The sequence below is a fragment of the Glycomyces sp. TRM65418 genome (genome assembly GCF_019710475.1).
Taxonomy (GTDB): Bacteria; Actinomycetota; Actinomycetes; order Mycobacteriales; family Micromonosporaceae; genus Glycomyces.
Genome location: NZ_JAJFAX010000002.1, coordinates 328,579 through 345,478, shown reverse-complemented (window position 1 = coordinate 345,478; position 16,900 = coordinate 328,579). Strand labels below are relative to the sequence as shown.

The 16,900-nt window shown below is 72.4% G+C and carries 13 protein-coding genes; 6 read left to right on the top strand and 7 right to left on the bottom strand.

The genetic code is table 11. From position 1 onward, the window contains the following. Positions 1-68: 68 nt before the first annotated feature. Together K3N28_RS06630 and K3N28_RS06625 are read right to left on the bottom strand one after the other, a co-directional pair. On the bottom strand, positions 69-401 hold the full coding sequence (locus K3N28_RS06630) for a hypothetical protein (protein WP_228091699.1): 333 nt from the start codon (positions 399-401) through the stop codon (positions 69-71). Continuing rightward, positions 401-2,878: a glycosyltransferase gene (locus tag K3N28_RS06625; protein WP_228091698.1), complete on the bottom strand. Its 2,478-nt coding sequence runs from the start codon at positions 2,876-2,878 to the stop codon at positions 401-403. The genes K3N28_RS06630 and K3N28_RS06625 overlap by 1 nt, the downstream gene beginning before the upstream one ends. A 256-nt stretch (positions 2,879-3,134) precedes the next feature. Here K3N28_RS06625 and K3N28_RS06620 point away from each other — a divergent pair, with 256 nt between their 5' ends. Together K3N28_RS06620 and K3N28_RS06615 are read left to right on the top strand one after the other, a co-directional pair. Continuing rightward, the gene (locus K3N28_RS06620) at positions 3,135-4,541 is read left to right on the top strand and encodes a glycosyltransferase family 2 protein (RefSeq protein ID WP_255640261.1); all 1,407 of its coding nucleotides are present in this window, start codon (positions 3,135-3,137) and stop codon (positions 4,539-4,541) included. A gap of 3 nt (positions 4,542-4,544) precedes the next feature. Further along, positions 4,545-5,999, top strand: a complete 1,455-nt coding sequence (locus K3N28_RS06615) for a glycosyltransferase family 2 protein (RefSeq protein WP_228091696.1) — start codon at positions 4,545-4,547, stop codon at positions 5,997-5,999. On the opposite strand, the gene K3N28_RS06610 is transcribed toward K3N28_RS06615, so the two are convergent. Then, positions 5,913-7,079: a glycosyltransferase gene (locus K3N28_RS06610; RefSeq protein ID WP_228091695.1), complete on the bottom strand. Its 1,167-nt coding sequence runs from the start codon at positions 7,077-7,079 to the stop codon at positions 5,913-5,915. The genes K3N28_RS06615 and K3N28_RS06610 overlap by 87 nt on opposite strands. Positions 7,080-7,417: 338 nt before the next feature. Here K3N28_RS06610 and K3N28_RS06605 point away from each other — a divergent pair, with 338 nt between their 5' ends. Continuing rightward, a complete protein-coding gene (locus K3N28_RS06605; RefSeq protein WP_228091694.1) occupies positions 7,418-8,695 on the top strand; it encodes a nucleotide sugar dehydrogenase in 1,278 nt (425 codons plus the stop codon). Positions 8,696-8,764: 69 nt separating this feature from the next. Here K3N28_RS06605 and K3N28_RS06600 read toward each other — a convergent pair whose 3' ends face one another. Both K3N28_RS06600 and K3N28_RS06595 read right to left on the bottom strand, forming a co-directional pair. After that, positions 8,765-9,532, bottom strand: a complete 768-nt coding sequence (locus K3N28_RS06600; RefSeq protein WP_228091693.1) for an ABC transporter permease — start codon at positions 9,530-9,532, stop codon at positions 8,765-8,767. Continuing rightward, a complete protein-coding gene (locus K3N28_RS06595) occupies positions 9,529-10,497 on the bottom strand; it encodes an ATP-binding cassette domain-containing protein (protein ID WP_228091692.1) in 969 nt (322 codons plus the stop codon). The genes K3N28_RS06600 and K3N28_RS06595 overlap by 4 nt, the downstream gene beginning before the upstream one ends. Before the next feature lie 173 nt (positions 10,498-10,670). Between K3N28_RS06595 and K3N28_RS06590 the strand changes: the two genes are divergently transcribed. The 3 genes from K3N28_RS06590 (at position 10,671) to K3N28_RS06580 (ending at position 14,859) form a co-directional block, all read left to right on the top strand. Next, positions 10,671-11,342 (top strand): PadR family transcriptional regulator, encoded by a 672-nt coding sequence (locus tag K3N28_RS06590; protein ID WP_228091691.1) that lies wholly within the window; start codon positions 10,671-10,673, stop codon positions 11,340-11,342. Between the two features lie 156 nt (positions 11,343-11,498). Continuing rightward, positions 11,499-13,241: a biotin carboxylase N-terminal domain-containing protein gene (locus tag K3N28_RS06585; protein ID WP_228091690.1), complete on the top strand. Its 1,743-nt coding sequence runs from the start codon at positions 11,499-11,501 to the stop codon at positions 13,239-13,241. Positions 13,242-13,422: 181 nt separating this feature from the next. Further along, positions 13,423-14,859, top strand: coding sequence for a GuaB1 family IMP dehydrogenase-related protein (locus tag K3N28_RS06580; RefSeq protein WP_228091689.1), 1,437 nt, complete (start codon positions 13,423-13,425; stop codon positions 14,857-14,859). Between the two features lie 484 nt (positions 14,860-15,343). Here the strand turns inward: K3N28_RS06580 and K3N28_RS06575 are convergent, their stop codons facing one another. Further along, on the bottom strand, positions 15,344-15,985 hold the full coding sequence (locus K3N28_RS06575; RefSeq protein WP_228091688.1) for a response regulator transcription factor: 642 nt from the start codon (positions 15,983-15,985) through the stop codon (positions 15,344-15,346). Further along, on the bottom strand, positions 15,982-16,851 hold the full coding sequence (locus K3N28_RS06570) for a sensor histidine kinase (protein ID WP_228091687.1): 870 nt from the start codon (positions 16,849-16,851) through the stop codon (positions 15,982-15,984). Before K3N28_RS06570 ends, K3N28_RS06575 begins: the two co-directional genes overlap by 4 nt. Positions 16,852-16,900: the final 49 nt, after the last annotated feature.

The following is a 16,900-nucleotide window of genomic DNA, read 5'->3' as shown; positions in this document are numbered from 1 at the left end:
CCCGCCCGGTGACGGCCGATCGGCCGCCGCCCCGCGGCGCCTCCGGGCCGCGGGAGCGGGGCCCGCGTTCACGCGTTCCGGTCGCCTCCGGCGGCGTGGCGGCGCTCCGCGGCCAGGCGCTCGACCTCGAACGCGGCCAGGATCCTCCGCAGGGTGACCTCGGCGCGCTCGGCCGAGGCGCGGGCCTCGAGCCGCGCCTGGTGGCTCTCGTGCCACACCAGGCCCAGCGCGCCCAGGGTGACCAGGCTCATCAGCGATGAGACGACCCACACGAGGCGTTCGCCGCCGAAGAGGCCGACGGCGAGCAGCGCGAGGCCCGCCACGGCCCAGGCGACGAGGGCCACGCGCAGGGGCGAGGGCCGCCCGAGCCGGATGTAGACCGCTCTGAGCTTCGATTTCATCAGTCGGGGGCGACCTTTCCGGCGAGGGAGTCGGCCAGCAGGTCCGACACGAGTTTGCGGTACGAGTCGTGGCTGAACCGCTCGCGCACCCGCTGCTGGGCGAGGGCGCTGCGGGCCAGGAAGCGGTCGAGGTCGGCGTAGTGCGCCTCCACCAGGTCGACCACTTCGGCGGGTTCGCAGTACAGGGCGGCGTCGCCGAACGTGGCCTCGAAGCGCGGCGGCAGGATCGTCACGCACCCGGCCGCGAGCGCCTCCAGGACCGCCCGGCCGAACGCCTCGTACTGCTGCGGGTGCGGGAAGTAGATCCAGAAGTCGAGCTGGTACAGGAACGACTCGACGTCGGTCTCGTTGAAGCCGTAGCAGGTCCACGCCACCGGCGGGTCCTCGCCGGTGATGTGCGCCACGCTCCTGGCGCCGCCCATGATCCGGACGTCCCAGCGGCCGTCGCCGGGGTAGACCAGCGGCAGGTCCTCGCGGGTGGGCCACTTGGTCCAGTCGTCGCGGGAGTGGCGCCCGACCACGGGCATCACGGACCGGAAGCCGGTGCGGGCCGGGGCGATGTCGGCGGTGTCGAGGATCCCGGGCATGTCGAAGTCGGCCAGGGGGCCCGCGGTGAGGCCGGCGAGGGCCTCGCGGACCTGCGGCCCCTGCGGGACCCACAGCGGGGCGACCCCGAACATGTCGGTCGCGTTGGCGTGGCAGGCGTCGGGGACGTAGCGGTTGTCGGAGCCGTCGCGTTCGTGCGGGGCCTGGTTGGCGAGGACGATCATGCGGCGGGGCCGCACCGAGGAGCGCTCGCCGGAGCGGAACTGGAGGATCGGCGGGTAGCGCAGGACCAGGAGGTCGCACACGACGTCGTCGGTGACGAGCACCTGCTCCACGACGCCGTCGTTGACCATCCGCTGGACGGGTTCGCACATCGGCCGGTCCTCGACGGTCATGTGCCGCCAGGACTCCAGGTGCATGACGGCGACGGCCATGCCCTCGGCCCGGAGCGCCTTGATCTCCTCGATCGTGGACTTCTGGGGGCCGCCGAAGGGCCGCCAGTCGAGGCAGAACACGACGTCGAAGCGGCGCTGCCGCTGCTCGGCGCGCGCGAGCGCGGTGTGCTGCGGGGCCCAGAACGGGCGCCGCAGGGGGGCCTTCGGCAGGTACGGGTCGGCGCCGTCGCGGATCTGCCGGTGCCACAGGGGGTACGAGGACTGGTAGGCGCGGCGGGCGGGGTGCTTCCAGCCGGGGCCGAACTCCTCGCGCGAGAGCGAGCCGGGGGCCTGGCGCATGAGCGTGTCGCGCACGCCCCGCAGCCGCAGGACCGCGTCGTCGCCGAAGGCGGCCGCGACGCGGTGCAGGAACTCGGTGTCGGCGCCCTTGCGGACCTCGTCGTAGTAGCCGATCCGGTCGAGGGCGCTGCGGCGGAACGTCATCGACGCCGTCGAGGTCGTGGTGAGGACCCGGCCGGGGCGGGTGGCGGTGAGGTCCTCGTTGAACAGGAACGCCTCCCCGCAGGTCAACTGCAGCTCCGGGCGTTCCAGGAGCGGGGCGACGGCGCGCGCGAGGCGATCGGGCGCGGCCCAGTCGTCGGCGTCCAGGCCCGTCAGGTACTCCCCGGTGGCGGCGTCGAACGCGGTGTTGCGGGCCGCGAACGTGCCGCCGTTGACGTCGCGGCGGAGGACGCGGACCCGGTCGTCGATCGCGGCGGCGGCGTCGAGGACCTCGTCGTAGGCCGCCCCTGAGGCGTCGTCGACGACGAGCACCTCGAGGTTCGCCCACGTGCCCTCGATGAGCGAGCGGACGGCGGTGAGCAGGGCGCGGTCGGGACGGTAGGCGGTCATGACGACCGAGATCCTCGGTCCCGCCTCGATCGTCGGGCCGGGCGCGGCGCGGAGCCGGTCGAACCACGGCAGGCCGTCCGCCGCGGGCGCGAGGCGCAGCTCGGGGTGGCCGCACAGGCGGCCGAGGCGCTTGATCCACGCGGCCTCGTCGCCGCCGCGGTCCGGATGGGCGAGGTCGGCCAGCAGCGCGCCGCGTTCGAGCGCCGGGAGGCGCTTCCCGTAGCGGCGCAGGAGGCTCCGGGTCTTCGGCACGTCGCCGAGGACGTAGGCGAGCTGCGCGTGGACGGCGGTGTCGCGGGCGCCGACGCGGCGCGCGCCGCCGAGGCGCAGCGCGAGATCGTAGAGCGCCAAGGCGTCCCGCCGGTCCTCCTCGGTGCCGAACTGGAGGCCGACGACCCGCGCGAGCGTGCACAGCGCCGACGTGTTCACCTGCGCGCCACCCGCGTCGCCGCGGCGTGCCGCCTCGAGCAGGCCCGGCAGGTCGAGGCTCCGGCAGGCGGCCCGGGCGAGGAGGTGCCGGGCGCCCGGGGAGCGCGTGCGCAGCGCCGTCGCGGCCAGCGTGCCCGGCGCCCGCTCCCCCGCCCGGACCAAGAGGTCGTCGGTCAGGCGGGCCGGGTAGCGCGCGGTCTCGTCAGCTGCGATCATCTCGTCCGTTCATCTCCAGGTTGCTTTCCGACCAGATCTTCGCGTGTCGAATGGCAATAATGTTGAATTGAATGCGAACAGCCGCACTCGCGTGCGTAAACAGATGTTGAACTGGGAAGCCGGTCTTTCTCGGCCGACGCCGCCGGGATATCGTGGGCGCGAAATGAGCGACTCACCGAAACGCCCGCGCATCGTCCGCAACGACTATAGGGCTTTGCACCCGCCGAACTCCGCGGATTGGAAGCCGAGTCTCGCGGTGAGTGTCGTCGTGCCGGCCTACGGGAGCCAGGAGAAGCTCGATCTGACCCTGGCCGCGCTGGCCGCCCAGACGTATCCGTCGACGCTCACCGAGGTGGTCGTCGTCGACGACAACTCCACGCCTCCCCTGCGGTTGCCCGAACTGCGGCCCGAGCACACCCGGCTCGTCGTCGCCGCGCCCGACTCCTGGGGCTCGGCCCACGCCGTGAACACCGGCTTCGCCCACGCCGACGGGCAGGTCGTGCTCCGGCTCGACGCCGACATGGTCGCCTACCGCGACCACGTCGAGGCGCAGATGCGCTGGCACCACGCCGCCGACTACCTCGCGGTCCTGGGCCACAAGCGGTTCGTCGACTGGGAGGCCGGGCGCTTCACCCCCGAGCAGGTCCACGAGAAGGTGCGATGCGGCGAGGCGCAGGCCCTGTTCGCGGTCGAGGACTCCCGTCCGCACTGGATCGAGAACGTCATCGCCGACACCCACGGCCTCACCGCCCACCACCCCGGCATCTTCCGCGTCTTCATCGGCGCGACCGGGTCCGTGCACCGCGACTTCTTCAAGACCGTCGGCGGCCTCGACACCGACCTGCGCCTGGGCTCGGACACCGAGTTCGCCTACCGGCTCGCCCAGGCCGGGGCCGTGTTCGTCCCCGAGCGGACCTCGTCGGCGTGGCACCTCGGCATGCCGCAGATGCTGCAGAAATGGGACGAGGGCCGCCACCAGCGCGTGCCCTACATCGCCCAGCGGGTGCCGCTGCACGGCATGCGCCGCACCGCGCCCCCGCGCGCCTGGCGGGTCCCGCTGCTGGACGTCGTCATCGACGTCGGCGACGCCACCGCGTCCGATGTGGACTCGTGCGTGGCGCCGATCCTCGCCGGCCCCGACGGGGACGCCCGGATCACCCTCGTCACCGGGCAGGGCCCGGCCCCGCAGGACCGCGCGTCGATCCTCGCCGGCGACGGCGCGCAGCTGCGCCTCATCGAAGAGCAGTACGACGCCGAGGGCCGCGTCCGGCTCGCCGCCGAGGCCCCCGCCCCCGATCCGGCCGTGCCGTACCGGCTCGTCCTGCCGGGCCCGGTCCCGCTGCGGCCCGACAGCGTCGGGAAACTCCTGTCGGCGATGGAGCGGGCCGACGCCGGGCTGCTCCTCGCGGAACTGCCCGACGCGCCGCCCGCGCGCCTCGAACGCACCGCGGCCTTCGCCCGCGCCCGCCACATCACCGGCGGCGACGGCCTCGACCAGGTCGTCGCCGGGATCTGGGGCGCCGCGCGCTACCCGGGCCTGGCCGCCGCCGAGTCCATCGGCACGGTCTTCGAGCCGCCGCCGCCCTCCGCGGCGCGGCGCTTCCTGCGCCGCTACTTCGACGCCCGCCAGCGCGCGCGCCTGCGCGCCCTCCTCAGGCGGTGACGCGTGCCCGTCGCTTACGGCCCCGCCCTGCGCGGCAACGACTACGGGCCCCTGGCCCCGCCCGCCGGCGACCCCCGCCTGAGCGTCAGCGTCGTGGTCCCGGCGCACGGGCACCAGGACAAGCTCGACGTGACGCTGGCGTCCCTGGCGGCCCAGACCTATCCGGCCGGGCTGCTGGAGGTCGTCGTCGTCGACGACGGCACGGAGCCGCCGCTGCGGCTGCCGGAGGTGCGGCCGGAGCGGACGCGGATCGTCGCGCCCCTGCCGGGCGGATGGTCCTCGGCGCACGCCACGAACTCCGGCGTCGCGCAGAGCGACGGGGACGTGGTGCTGCGGCTGGACGCGGACATGCTGGTCTTCCACGACCACGTGGCGTCGCAGCTGCGGTGGCATCACGCGGCCGACTACCTGGCGGTGCTGGGGCACAAGCGGTTCGTGGACTATGCGCCCGGCGTGCTGGAGCCGGCGGCGGTGTACGAGTCGGTGCGGGCGGGCGAGGCGGCGTCGCTGTTCGACGCCGAGCGGTCCGAGCCGCAGTGGATCGAGCAGATCATCGACGCCACCGACCGGCTGCGGCAGGCCGACCACCGGGCGTTCCGGGTCATGGTGGGCGCGTCGTTCTCGGTGACGCGGGCGATGTTCCGCGCCTCGGGCGGGATGGACGCCGACGTGCCCCTGGGGTCGGACACGATCTTCGGGTACCGGCTGCACCAGGCGGGGGCGCTGTTCGTGCCGGACGACGGCTCGTCGGCGTGGCACCTGGGGCCGCGGCAGATCGCCGAACGCGGAGCGCTCGCGAAACGGTACCGGCGGCCGCGGATCGCGAACCGGGTGCCGGAGTTGGACGTGAAGCGGCCCCGGGCCGCCCGGGGGTGGGCGACGCCGCTGGCGGACGTGGTCGTGGAGGCCGGCGACGACGCCGCCGAAACCGAGTCCTGTGTGGACGCCATCCTGGGCGGGTCGGTGCCCGACGTGCGGGTGACGCTCGTCGGCGACTGGCCCGAGCCCCCGACCGGCCGCCACGCGGTCCTGGACGACCCGGAACTGGAGGCGCGGCTGCTGCTGGAGTCGTTCCGAGGCGAGAGCCGGGTGCGGTTCGCCGCGAAGGCCGAAGCGGATCCGACGGTGCCCTATGTGATCCGGGTGCCCGCGGCGGCGCGGCCGGGCCCGGAGGCGGTGGCCGCGCTGGTCGAGTACGCCAATCGGCACCGGCTCGGCCTGGTGGAACTGGCGCTCCCCGAGGGCGCGATCAGCTTGGAGCGCACCGCCGCGGCGGCGCGGGCCGCGCATCTCGGCGTCGGGATCGACGCGGTGTGGGGGCGTGCGCGGCTCGCGGACGGGCCGCTCGCCGAGGCGTTCAGCGCCGCGGCGTCAGCGGCGGGAGACGCGCGGGGCGGCGGGCAGGGGGGCCTGCGGCGCAAGGCCCGCGGCGTCGTCCGGCGCGCCCTGGGCCGCTGAACCGCCGGCGTTCGCGCCGTCGGCGACCGAGGCCTCCACTTCGGAGGCCGCCGGCACCGGGTTCGCCGGTCGGGTACCGGACCGGTTGACGCGCTTGGCGATCCGGTAGACCTGCCGGAGCGCCTCGTAGCCGAGATAGGCGCGGGCGGCGAGGAGCCGCTGCTTGAGGCCGGTGACGCCGCCGGCGGGACGCCAGGCGTCGGGCCCGGGGTGGTAGCGGCGGTACAGCTCGGAGGTGCGGCGGAAGAACTCGCGCCGCTTCTTCGGCTCGACCCGCTCGGTGTTGCCGATGACGAGCAGCAGGTGCCAGACCATGTGGTTGAACAGGGCGGTCCGGATCCCGGCGTCGTCGACGTCCGCGAAGTCGTCCCAGGTGCGCTGCCACTGGGTAAACACGTCGAAGTGGCGGTCGTCGCGGGTGCGGGTGATGGAGGACCCGGCGCGCTGGCGCCACTGGTAGCAGCATTCGGTGACCACCGCGATCCGCTCGGCGCGGCGCAGCAGCGCGTACGTCCACGGGATGTCGGTGTACCAGCCGGTGGGGAAACCCACGTCGATGCCGGTGAGGAACGCGCGGCGCGAGACCTTCGTCCACGGCGTGTGGGTGTAGTCGACGATCCGGGGCCACTCGGCGAGCGTGAAGCCGTTCGGGTCGGCCGGGCAGCGCTCGGCCAGCTCCGGCAGCTCGCCGATCTCGACCGCGCCGGTGTCGCGGACCTTCTCGTGCTGGACGAGCACCACGTCGGGCCGCCGAGGGCCCGAGACCGCGTCGAGCACCCGCTCGACCGCGCCGGGCTTGAGCTCGTCGTCGGCGTCCACGAACCACACGTAGTCGCCCTTCGCCTGAGCGAGACCGACGTTCCGGGCCGGACCGGACCCCGCGTTCTCGGGGGTCGTGATCACCCGGATGCGCTCGTCCGCGGCGGCGTACCGCTCCGCGACGGCCCGCGAGCCGTCGGGCGAGCAGTCGTCGACGACGACGATCTCCAGCCGGTCGCCCCCGCCCACGATCGTGTCGAGGCAGCCCGCGAGGTATGCCTCGGCCTCGAAGACGGGGATGACGATGCTCAACATGGGCATGCACCGATCGTAGCGGCCGGAGGACCGTGACCTCGGCCGCCGAATAGGACCGCCGTCACCCCGCGATAGGAACGTCCTCGCACGTCAACGGCGCCATGGCGGCGATATCCCAGTGCCATTCCGGCGCATGGGGGGACACGCCGGGAAATGGTGAACTCTTTTTGATCAATCGGTGAACAGCACGCCTCGGGCAACGAATGTTCGGACGAACCGTGTCGCCCAGGTGAACGAATGACCAACAGCAATCGGAGTTCGCCCTGGTCACGTCAGTGGCGTTCCATATTGCTAAGGTCGTGGGCGCACCCGAGCTCTCCTCCGGAATCGCAAAGGACTCCACTGTGGCAACTGTTGACGCGACAGCGACCCCGATCGACCTGGTCGTGGTCGGCCAGGGGTACGTCGGCCTGCCGCTGGCGCAGGCCGCGACGGCCAAGGGCCTCACCGTCGTCGGCCTCGACCGCTCACAGCGGGTGGTCGACGCGCTCAACGCCGGCTCCAGCCACATCGACGACATCGCCGACGCCGAGCTCGACCTCATGCTCCGCCAGGGCTACACCGCGTCCGCCGACGCCGCCGTCCAGGCCCGCGCCAAGGCCATCGTCATCTGCGTGCCGACCCCGCTCAGCGAGTCCGGCGGACCCGACCTCGCCGCCGTCGTCGGCGCCGCCCGAGGCGCCGGGCAGCACCTGCGGCGCGGGACCCTCGTGGTCCTGGAGTCCACCACCTACCCGGGCACCACCGAAGAGGTCGTCGCCCCGATCCTCCGCGAGGAGTCCGGCCTCGAACCCGGCGTCGACTTCCACCTCGCCTTCTCCCCCGAGCGCGTCGACCCCGGCAACCCGGTCTACGGGATCGTCAACACCCCCAAGGTCGTCGGCGGCCTCACCCCGGCGTGCACCGCGGCCGCGACGGCCCTGTACGCGCGGTTCATCGACACCATCGTGGAAGCCAAGGGCACCCGCGAGGCCGAGATGGCGAAGCTGCTGGAGAACACCTACCGGCACGTGAACATCGCGCTGGTCAACGAGATGGCGGTGTTCTGCCGCGAACTCGGCGTCGACCTGTGGGACGCGATCGGCCTCGCGAAGACCAAGCCGTTCGGCTACCAGGCGTTCTACCCCGGACCGGGCGTCGGCGGGCACTGCATCCCGATCGACCCGAACTACCTGTCCTACAAGGTCCGCACCCTCGGCTACCCGTTCCGCTTCGTGGAGCTGGCCCAGGAGATCAACAACCGGATGCCCGAGTACGTCGTCACCCGCGCGATGGCGAAGCTGAACGCGAGCGGCCTGGCGCTCTCGCGCGCCCGGGTGCTGCTGCTGGGCGTCACCTACAAGCCCGACATCGCCGACCAGCGCGAATCGCCGACGACCCCGGTGGCGCGCAAGCTCCTCGACGCCGGCGCCGAGGTGGCCTACCACGACCCGCACGTGCCGTCGTGGAGCGTCGGCAGCACTCGCGTCGAGCGGGTCACCGACCTCGCGACCGCGAAGGCCGACCTGATCGTGCTCCTCACCAACCACGCCGAATACCGGCCCGACGCGCTGCCGGCCGGCGTGCCGGTGCTCGACACCCGCGGCGCGCTCCGCGGGGCCGACGGCGTCGAGGCGCTCTAGACCGCGACGGGAACCGCCGCGAGCCGACCGGCTCGCGGCGGTTCCCGTGTCCCCTGGTCTCGGCGGGGTCTATGCGACGGCGCGGGCGAACTTGCGGGTCGCCCACCACACGAGCAGGATCGTGAGCGCCCCGAGGATGACCGGGGCCTGCCACACGAAGGGGCTGTCGATGTTGCCCGCGAACAGCTCGCGCGAGGCCTGCACCGCGTAGTAGAACGGGTTGAACTCGGCCACGTTCTGCAGCCACGACGGGGCCATGATCATCGGCAGCATGATGCCGGAGATGAGCATGATCGGCTGCACCAGCGTGTTGATGACCGGCGCCATGGCGTCCTCGCTCTTGAGGATGATCGCCAGGCCGAGCGAGACCGCGGCGAGCATGAACGCCGTGAGCAGCACGATGAGGAGCATGAGCCCCACGCCGGGCCAGTAGACGTCGAGCCTGCCGGTGAGCGCGGCCAGCAGCACCAGCGCGAGTGCCTGGAACAGCGTGGTGGTCACCGTGGACAGGGTGCGGCCGAGCATGAGGGCGGTGCGGCTGACCGGGGTGACGCGCATCCGCTCGATGACGCCTTGGCGCAGCTCGGCGATGAGGCCGAAGCCGACGAACGCCGAGCCGAAGAGCGCCATCATGATGATCAGACCGGGGACGAAGGTCTCCATCGCGCCGTTCTCGAAGCCGGGCATGCCGTCCATCGGCTCCAGCAGCGGGGCGAACAGGAACAGGAAGTAGATCGGCTGGACCAGCATGACGATGAGCCACACCGGCTGCTTGATGTTGAGCTTCATGGCCCTGGCGTAGACGAGCCAGGTGTCGCGCACGACCTTCACCGTCACTTCTCCTCTCGCAGCGACCGGCCGGTCTGCTTCAGGAAGACGTCGTCGAGGCTGGGCCGGTGCAGCTCGATGGACGCGGGGGCGATGTCCTCGGCGTCGAGGGCGCGCAGCAGCTCCGGGACGGCGGCGGCGCCGTCGTCGACGTAGAGGCGCAGGAGCGCGATCCCGGTGGCCGGGTCGGGTTCGCCGGCCTCGGCCTCGCGGACGAAGTCCTTGCCGCGCAGCAGGGCCAGGGCCCCCTCGGGGGCGCCGTTCACGCCGATGGCGACGACGTCGCCGGCGACCTGCCGCTTGAGGGCGTTCGGCGTGCCCTCGACGACGATCTCGCCGTGGTCGATGATGGCGAGCCGGTCGCACAGGGCGTCGGCCTCGTCGAGGTAGTGGGTGGTCAGGAAGACCGCGGTGCCGCGGTCGCGCAGGGCCCTGACCTCGTCCCACATGTGGGCGCGCGACTGCGGGTCGAGGCCGGTGGTGGGTTCGTCGAGGAACAGCAGCTTCGGCTCGTGCATGATGCCGAGGGCGATGTCGAGGCGGCGCTTCTGGCCGCCGGAGTAGGTCTTGACGTTGCGGTCGGCGTACTCGGCGAGCTGGAAGGACTCCAGGACCTCGGCGGCGCGCTCCTGGGAGCGCCGCTTGGACATGTCGTACAGGCGGCCCTGCAGGACCAGTTCCTCGCGGGCGGTGACCTCGCCCCAGGTGCCGCCGTGCTGGCCGACGTAGCCGATGTCGCGACGGACCTTCGCGGCCTCCTTGGCCAGGTCGTGGCCGCACACCGTCGCTGCGCCCTCGGTGGGTTCGATGAGGGTCGAGAGGATTCGCATCGTGGTGGTCTTGCCGGCGCCGTTGGGGCCGAGGAGACCGAAGATCTCCCCCTCCTTGACGGCGAGGTCGACGCCGCGCACGGCCTCGACCGACTTGCCGCGGGACTTGAAGGTCTTCTTCAGCCCCTTGGTCTCGATGAGCATGGGTACCTCGCGGGTGGGTTCGGGTGCTCTGGTGGCGTCCGGCGGGCCGGGGCCCGGGTGCGGAGCACGAGCCGTTTCCTTGTTCAAGTTTGACTATATAGGCGCGGTCGCCGAGGGCACAACCGGGTTTCGGCGGTGCCAGGAAGAGTAGTCAAAGGTATAATATTGCGGGCATGTGGAGCACGCGTCTGATCGTTCTCGGCCTGGTCCGGTGGCTCGGCCCCGTCCACGGCTACCTGGTGCGGCGCGAGATCGACTCGTGGCGGATGCCCGGCGTCGCCGAAATCGGCGCGGGCTCGGTCTACCACGCGCTCAAACGGCTCACCGCCGACGCGCTCATCGAGGTCGTGGCCACCGAATCGGTGGACGACCGCCCCGCCAGGACGACGTACCGGATCACCGCGAAGGGCGAGAGCGAGTTCCAGCGGACCCTGCGCGAGAAGCTCTGGGAGGTCGCCGGATCCGACGACCCCTTCCACACCGCGTGGTCCTTCGCGACGGTGCTCACCCCCGCCGAGAACATCGCCCTGCTCCGCCAGCGCGCCGACGTCCTCTACCAGCGCGTCGAGTCGGTGACGATCCTCCTGGCCGCGACCTCCCCGGAATTCACCGAGGGCGACGAGTCGTCGTTCCTGCCCGCCCACGCCAGGGCGCTGCTCAAGCGGCAGACGGACCTGTGGAACGCCGACGCCGAATGGTGCGAGGACACCGCCCGCCGGATCGAGGCCGGCGAGCTCTCGCTCGGCCCCGACCCCGACGCCGAGCAGGCCGCGCATTGGCGCGAGGCGATCCGCAGCGAGCGCTTCGCCGAGGAGGCGGCCCGATGGCACTCCGTCTTCGACTGACGGCGGCCTGAACGATCGTTCAAGCGATCACACTAAAAATTCGACAACCGTTGTTATGGAGAACCTCCAAACTACGGGCGGTTTATCCCGGTTCTGGAGGGCACTCCGCAACAGCGTCCTCCCGACCTCGGATACCCGGCCACTACACTGCGGGACGTGCGCAAGGTTTTGATCGCCAACCGCGGCGAGATCGCAGTGAGAGTCATCCGGGCCTGCCGGGACGCCGACTACGAGTCCGTCGCCGTCTACGCCGACGGCGATCGCGATGCACCCCACACCCTGCTGGCCGACGAGGCGTTCGCCCTCGACGGCCTCACCGCCGCCGACACGTACCTGCGGATCGACAAGCTCCTGCGGGTCGCCGAGCGGTCCGAGGCGGACGCGGTGCACCCGGGATACGGGTTCCTCTCGGAGAACGCCGAGTTCGCGCAGGCGGTGATCGACGCCGGGCTCACCTGGATCGGCCCCACCCCGCAGTCGATCAGGGACCTCGGCGACAAGGTCACCGCCCGCCACCTCGCCATGAAGGCCAACGTGCCCCTGGTGCCCGGCACCAAGGACCCGGTGAACGACGCCGGCGAGATCCTCGCGTTCGCCGACGAGCACGGCCTCCCCGTGGCGATCAAGGCCGCCTTCGGCGGCGGCGGACGCGGCCTGAAAGTCGCCCGCACCCGCGAGGAGATCCCCGACCTGTTCGAGTCGGCCGTCCGCGAGGCCGAGGCCGCGTTCGGACGCGGCGAGTGCTTCGTCGAGCGCTACCTCGACCGGCCCCGCCACGTCGAGGCGCAGGTCCTGGCCGACACGCACGGCAACGTCATCGTCGTCGGCACCCGCGACTGCTCCCTCCAGCGCCGCCACCAGAAACTCGTCGAGGAGGCCCCCGCGCCGTTCCTCACCTCCGAGCAACGCGCCGTCATCCACAACGCCGCCAAGGCCATCTGCCGGGAGGCCGAGTACCACGGCGCGGGCACCGTCGAATTCCTCGTCGCCGTCGACGGCACCATCTCCTTCCTGGAGGTGAACACGCGCCTCCAGGTCGAGCACCCCGTCTCCGAGGAGACCAGCGGCCTCGACCTCGTCCGCGAGCAGTTCCGCATCGCCTCCGGCGAGACCGTCCCGGTCACCGAGGACCCCGAGCCCCGCGGCCACTCGATCGAGTTCCGCATCAACGGCGAGGACCCCGGGCGCGGATTCCTGCCCGCCCCCGGCGCGGTCACCAAGCTGCGCCTCCCGGCCGGGCCGGGCGTGCGCGTCGACACCGGCATCGAAGAGGGCACCGTCATCGACGGGAACTTCGACTCGCTGCTCGCCAAGGTCATCGTCACCGCCCCCACCCGCGAGGAGGCGCTGCGGCGCTCCCGCCGGGCGCTCGCCGAGATGGAGGTCGAGGGCCTCCCGACGGTGCTCCCGTTCCACCGGGCCGTCATCGAGGACCCCGCGTTCGCCGAGGACTTCACCGTCCACACGCGGTGGATCGAAACCGAATGGGACAACACCCTGGAGCCGTACGGCGCCGGAGCCGCTGCCGGCGGCGACGCCGAGGAGCGCACGAGCCTCGTCGTCGAGGTCGGCGGCAAGCGCCTCGAGGTGTCGATCCCCGCGGGCCTGCTCAACCCGGTCGCGTCGGCCAAGCCGAAGAAGCGCGGCCCCAAGAAGCAGGCCGACTCCGGGCCCGCGATCGGCGGCGACGGCCTGCCGTCCCCGATGCAGGGCACCATCGTCAAGGTCGCGGTCGCCGAAGGCCAGTCCGTCGTCAAGGGCGACACCATCGTGGTCCTGGAGGCCATGAAGATGGAGCAGCCCATCGAAGCGCACAAGTCGGGCACCGTGTCCGGGCTGGACGTCGCCATCGGCGACGTCGTGTCCGCCGGCGCCCCGATCTGCCAGATCACCGACTGACCGGGCGGCGGCCGTCCCCGGTCTGTCGGATCGCAGACTTACAAGTCGGCCCCGGAAGAGGGACAATGGGCAGTGCTGTGCGGAACACCACAAGCACTGCTCCAGCCGACCGAAAAGGGGTTAGGGTTCCCGGCGGCGGAAACCCGCCGAGCATCCGACCACTCCCTACAAGGGGACTGCCATGCGCTTCATCGACGGACAACCCGGCCACGACCTCACCTACTCGGACGTGTTCATGGTCCCGAACCGGTCGAACGTGGCCTCGCGCCTCGACGTCGACCTGTCCACGGGCGACGGCACCGGGAACTCCATCCCGATCATCGCGGCGAACATGACCGCCGTGTCGGGTCGGCGCATGGCCGAGACGCTCGCCCGGCGCGGCGCCCTCGCGGTCATCCCCCAGGACATCCCCGTCGACGTCGTCGCCGACGTGATCGCCCGCGTCAAGTCCCGGCCGCTCGACTGCGACGCGGCGCTCACGCTCCCGCCCACCGCCACGGTGGCCGAGGCGATCGCCCTGTTCCCCAAGCGCGCCCACGGCGCCGTCATCGTCACCGACTCCGAGCGCCGCCCGCTCGGCGTCGTCACCGAGGCCGACTGCCGCGGCGTCGACCGCTTCACCCAGCTCGAACAGGTCGCCTCCGACCGGCTCGTCACCCTGCCGAGGGGCCTCTCGGACGCCGAGGCGTTCAAGACCCTCGAAGCGGCCAACGTCAAACTCGCGCCCGTCCTCGACGACGAAGGCCGCCTCCACGGCGTGCTCACCAGGGCCGGAGCGCTGCGCAACACCATCTACCGGCCGAACGTCGACGCCGACGGACACCTGCGGGTCGCCGTCGCGATCGGCATCAATGGGGACGTGACCGGCAAGGCCGCCGCCCTCGTCGAGGCCGGCGCCGACCTCATCGTCGTGGACACCGCGCACGGCCACCAGGAGAAGATGCTCGACGCGCTCAAACTCGTGCGCGACGCCGCCCCGCACCTCCCGATCGCCGCGGGCAACGTCGTCACCGCCGAGGGCACGACCGACCTGATCAACGCCGGCGCCGACATCGTCAAGGTCGGCGTGGGCCCGGGCGCGATGTGCACCACCCGCATGATGACCGGCGTGGGCCGCCCCCAGTTCTCCGCCGTCCTCGAATGCGCCAAGATCGCCCGCCACCTCGGCCGCCACGTGTGGGCCGACGGCGGCGTGCGCCACCCGCGCGACGTCGCCCTGGCCCTCGCGGCCGGCGCCGCGAACGTCATGATCGGCTCCTGGTTCGCCGGGACCCACGAATCGCCCGGCGACATGCACTACGACGCGGACGGCCGGCCGTTCAAGGAGTCCTTCGGCATGGCCTCGGCCCGCGCGGTCAAGGCCCGGAGCGCGAGCGACTCGTCATTCGACCAGGCCCGCAAGGCCCTGTTCGAAGAGGGCATCTCGACCGGGCGGATGTACCTGGACCGGAAGCGGCCCGGCGTGGAGGACCTCCTCGACTCGATCGTGGCCGGGATCCGCTCCGCGGCCACCTACGCAGGTGCGACCACCCTGGAGGAGTTCCACGAGCGCGCAGCCGTGGGCGTCCAGTCGGCCGCGGGCTACACGGAAGGCGCCCCGGTCCCCAGCGGCTGGTAAGCACCCCGAGCGAAACCCCGGGTCGCCACCCGAGGAGGCGCGCCCGGCGGAGGCTCGGTCCGCTGAAGCCGCAGATGTCTGCCGGAGGGCGGGCGTCCGCGGCGCTGCAGATAGGCAGTCCTGCAAGCACCGAGCTGATCCGCGTATGGGAGCGGCGTGTTCTTGATGCGCTGTTTGGTGCGGGCGCACCGGCGCCTTGCCGGTGCGCCCGCGGGTTCCTCGCGAGGTGTCCTGGCAGGAGCCGCGCGCGGGTGCACCCGCGCGCGGTCTTCGGGGGCGGCCCCCGGGATTCCCACTTTCGCCGCCAGTCCTGCCAGAACCGGGTCGCCACTCCGCACTTCCACCGCCACCGGCGAAGCAGCTGTTTTTATCTATCAACCATCACATGTCCCACCAGTGCCGCCAAGAACTATTTCCCGCCTGTGGATAACGCTGCGTTTCCCCAGGACAGCGGCCTGTGGATAACGCCGCGGCGCTGCCGGGTTCAGCCTCTGGCGTCCCTGGCGAGCATCGCCGCCTGGACCCGGTTGGCGCAGTCGAGCTTCGCGAGGACCCGGCTCACGTAGGTCTTCACCGTCGCCTCGCTCATATGGGCCCGCACGGCGATCTCCGCATTGGACAGGCCCTCGGCCACCAGCTCCAAGACCTCCCGCTCGCGCGCGGCCAGCCGCGCGAGCCGCTCCACCGCATCCCGCCGCCGCGGCACCGATTCGGGGGCCACCAGGCCCAGCACCATCCGCGTCACCGCCGGCGACAGGTACGCCTCCCCCGCCGCGACCGCGCGCACCGCTGTCACGAGTTCCTCAGGGGCGCAGGTCTTCAGCACGAACCCGGCCGCGCCGCGCTCCACCGCGGCGAGCACGTTCGGCTGGTCGCCGAACGAGGTCAGCACCAGTGCCCGCGTGCCCGGGGCGACCGCGCCCAGCCGCTCGACCACCTCCAGGCCACCGAGTCCCGGCATGTGCAGGTCCAACAGCGCCACTTCGGGCCGGTGCCGCTCGGCCTCGGTGAGGGCGTCGCGTCCATTATGGGCGATTGCCGCGACGTCGATGCCGGCCGCTTCGAGGACCGTCCGCACCCCTTCGACCACGAGCGGTTCGTCGTCGGCGATCACCACCCGCGTCACGGCTGCGCCCCGGTGACCGCGCTCAACGGCAGCAGCGCGAGCAGCACCACGACCGTCGCGATCGCCGCCGTCCGGGCCGCCTGCGAGCGCGTCGCCCGCGCCGCCGGCAGCGGGAGCATGGCGCTCACTCGGAACCGGCCGTCCGCGGCCCGGCAGTCGAGGAGGCCGCCCGCCGCGTCGATCCGCTCGCGCAGGCCCGCGAGGCCATGGCCGCCGGGGAGTTCCAGGTCCGGGGCGCCGCCGGTCAGCGGGTTCTCGACGGCCACCAGCAGTGCGTCGGCCTCCCAGGTGACCGTCGCGCGCACCGGTCGGCCAGGAGCGTGCTTGGCCGCGTTCGCCAGGCCCTCTTCCAGCACCGCGTAGGCGGCCCGCGCGGCCACGGCCGGGAGTGTCCCGGGCTCGCCTTCGTGCCGGAGTTCGACCGGGACGCCCGCCTCCATGAACGTCGCCGCGAGCGCGGCGGCCTCGGCGGCGTCGAACTTCGCTTCGGCCTCGGCCCCGGTGCGCAGCAGTGACACGAGGCCGTGGAGGTCGTCGACCGCGGCGCGGACGGTGTCGCCGATCTGCCGGGCGTCGGCGCGGCGCGCGGGGTCGGCTTCGCGGACCTCCAGGGCCGCGGCCTGGACGGCCGCCAGGCCGAGCCGTCGTCCGATCCGGTCGTGCATGTCGCGGGCCAGGCGCAGCCGTTCGCGGTGGACCGCGACCTCTTGTTCGCGTTCGGCCCGGCGGAACAGCTGCCAGAGCGCGAGGACGACGGCCGCGGCGAGCAGGGCGAGGATCCCGGCGGGCAGCGGCCCGGCGGGGAGGGCGAGGAGCAGGGCGAACTCGGCCAGCACTACCGCGATCGCCGCGAGCAGACCTCTCATGCCGTCAGGGTACGCATCGGATCGGCGCCGCCGCAGTGCACTTTCGTCG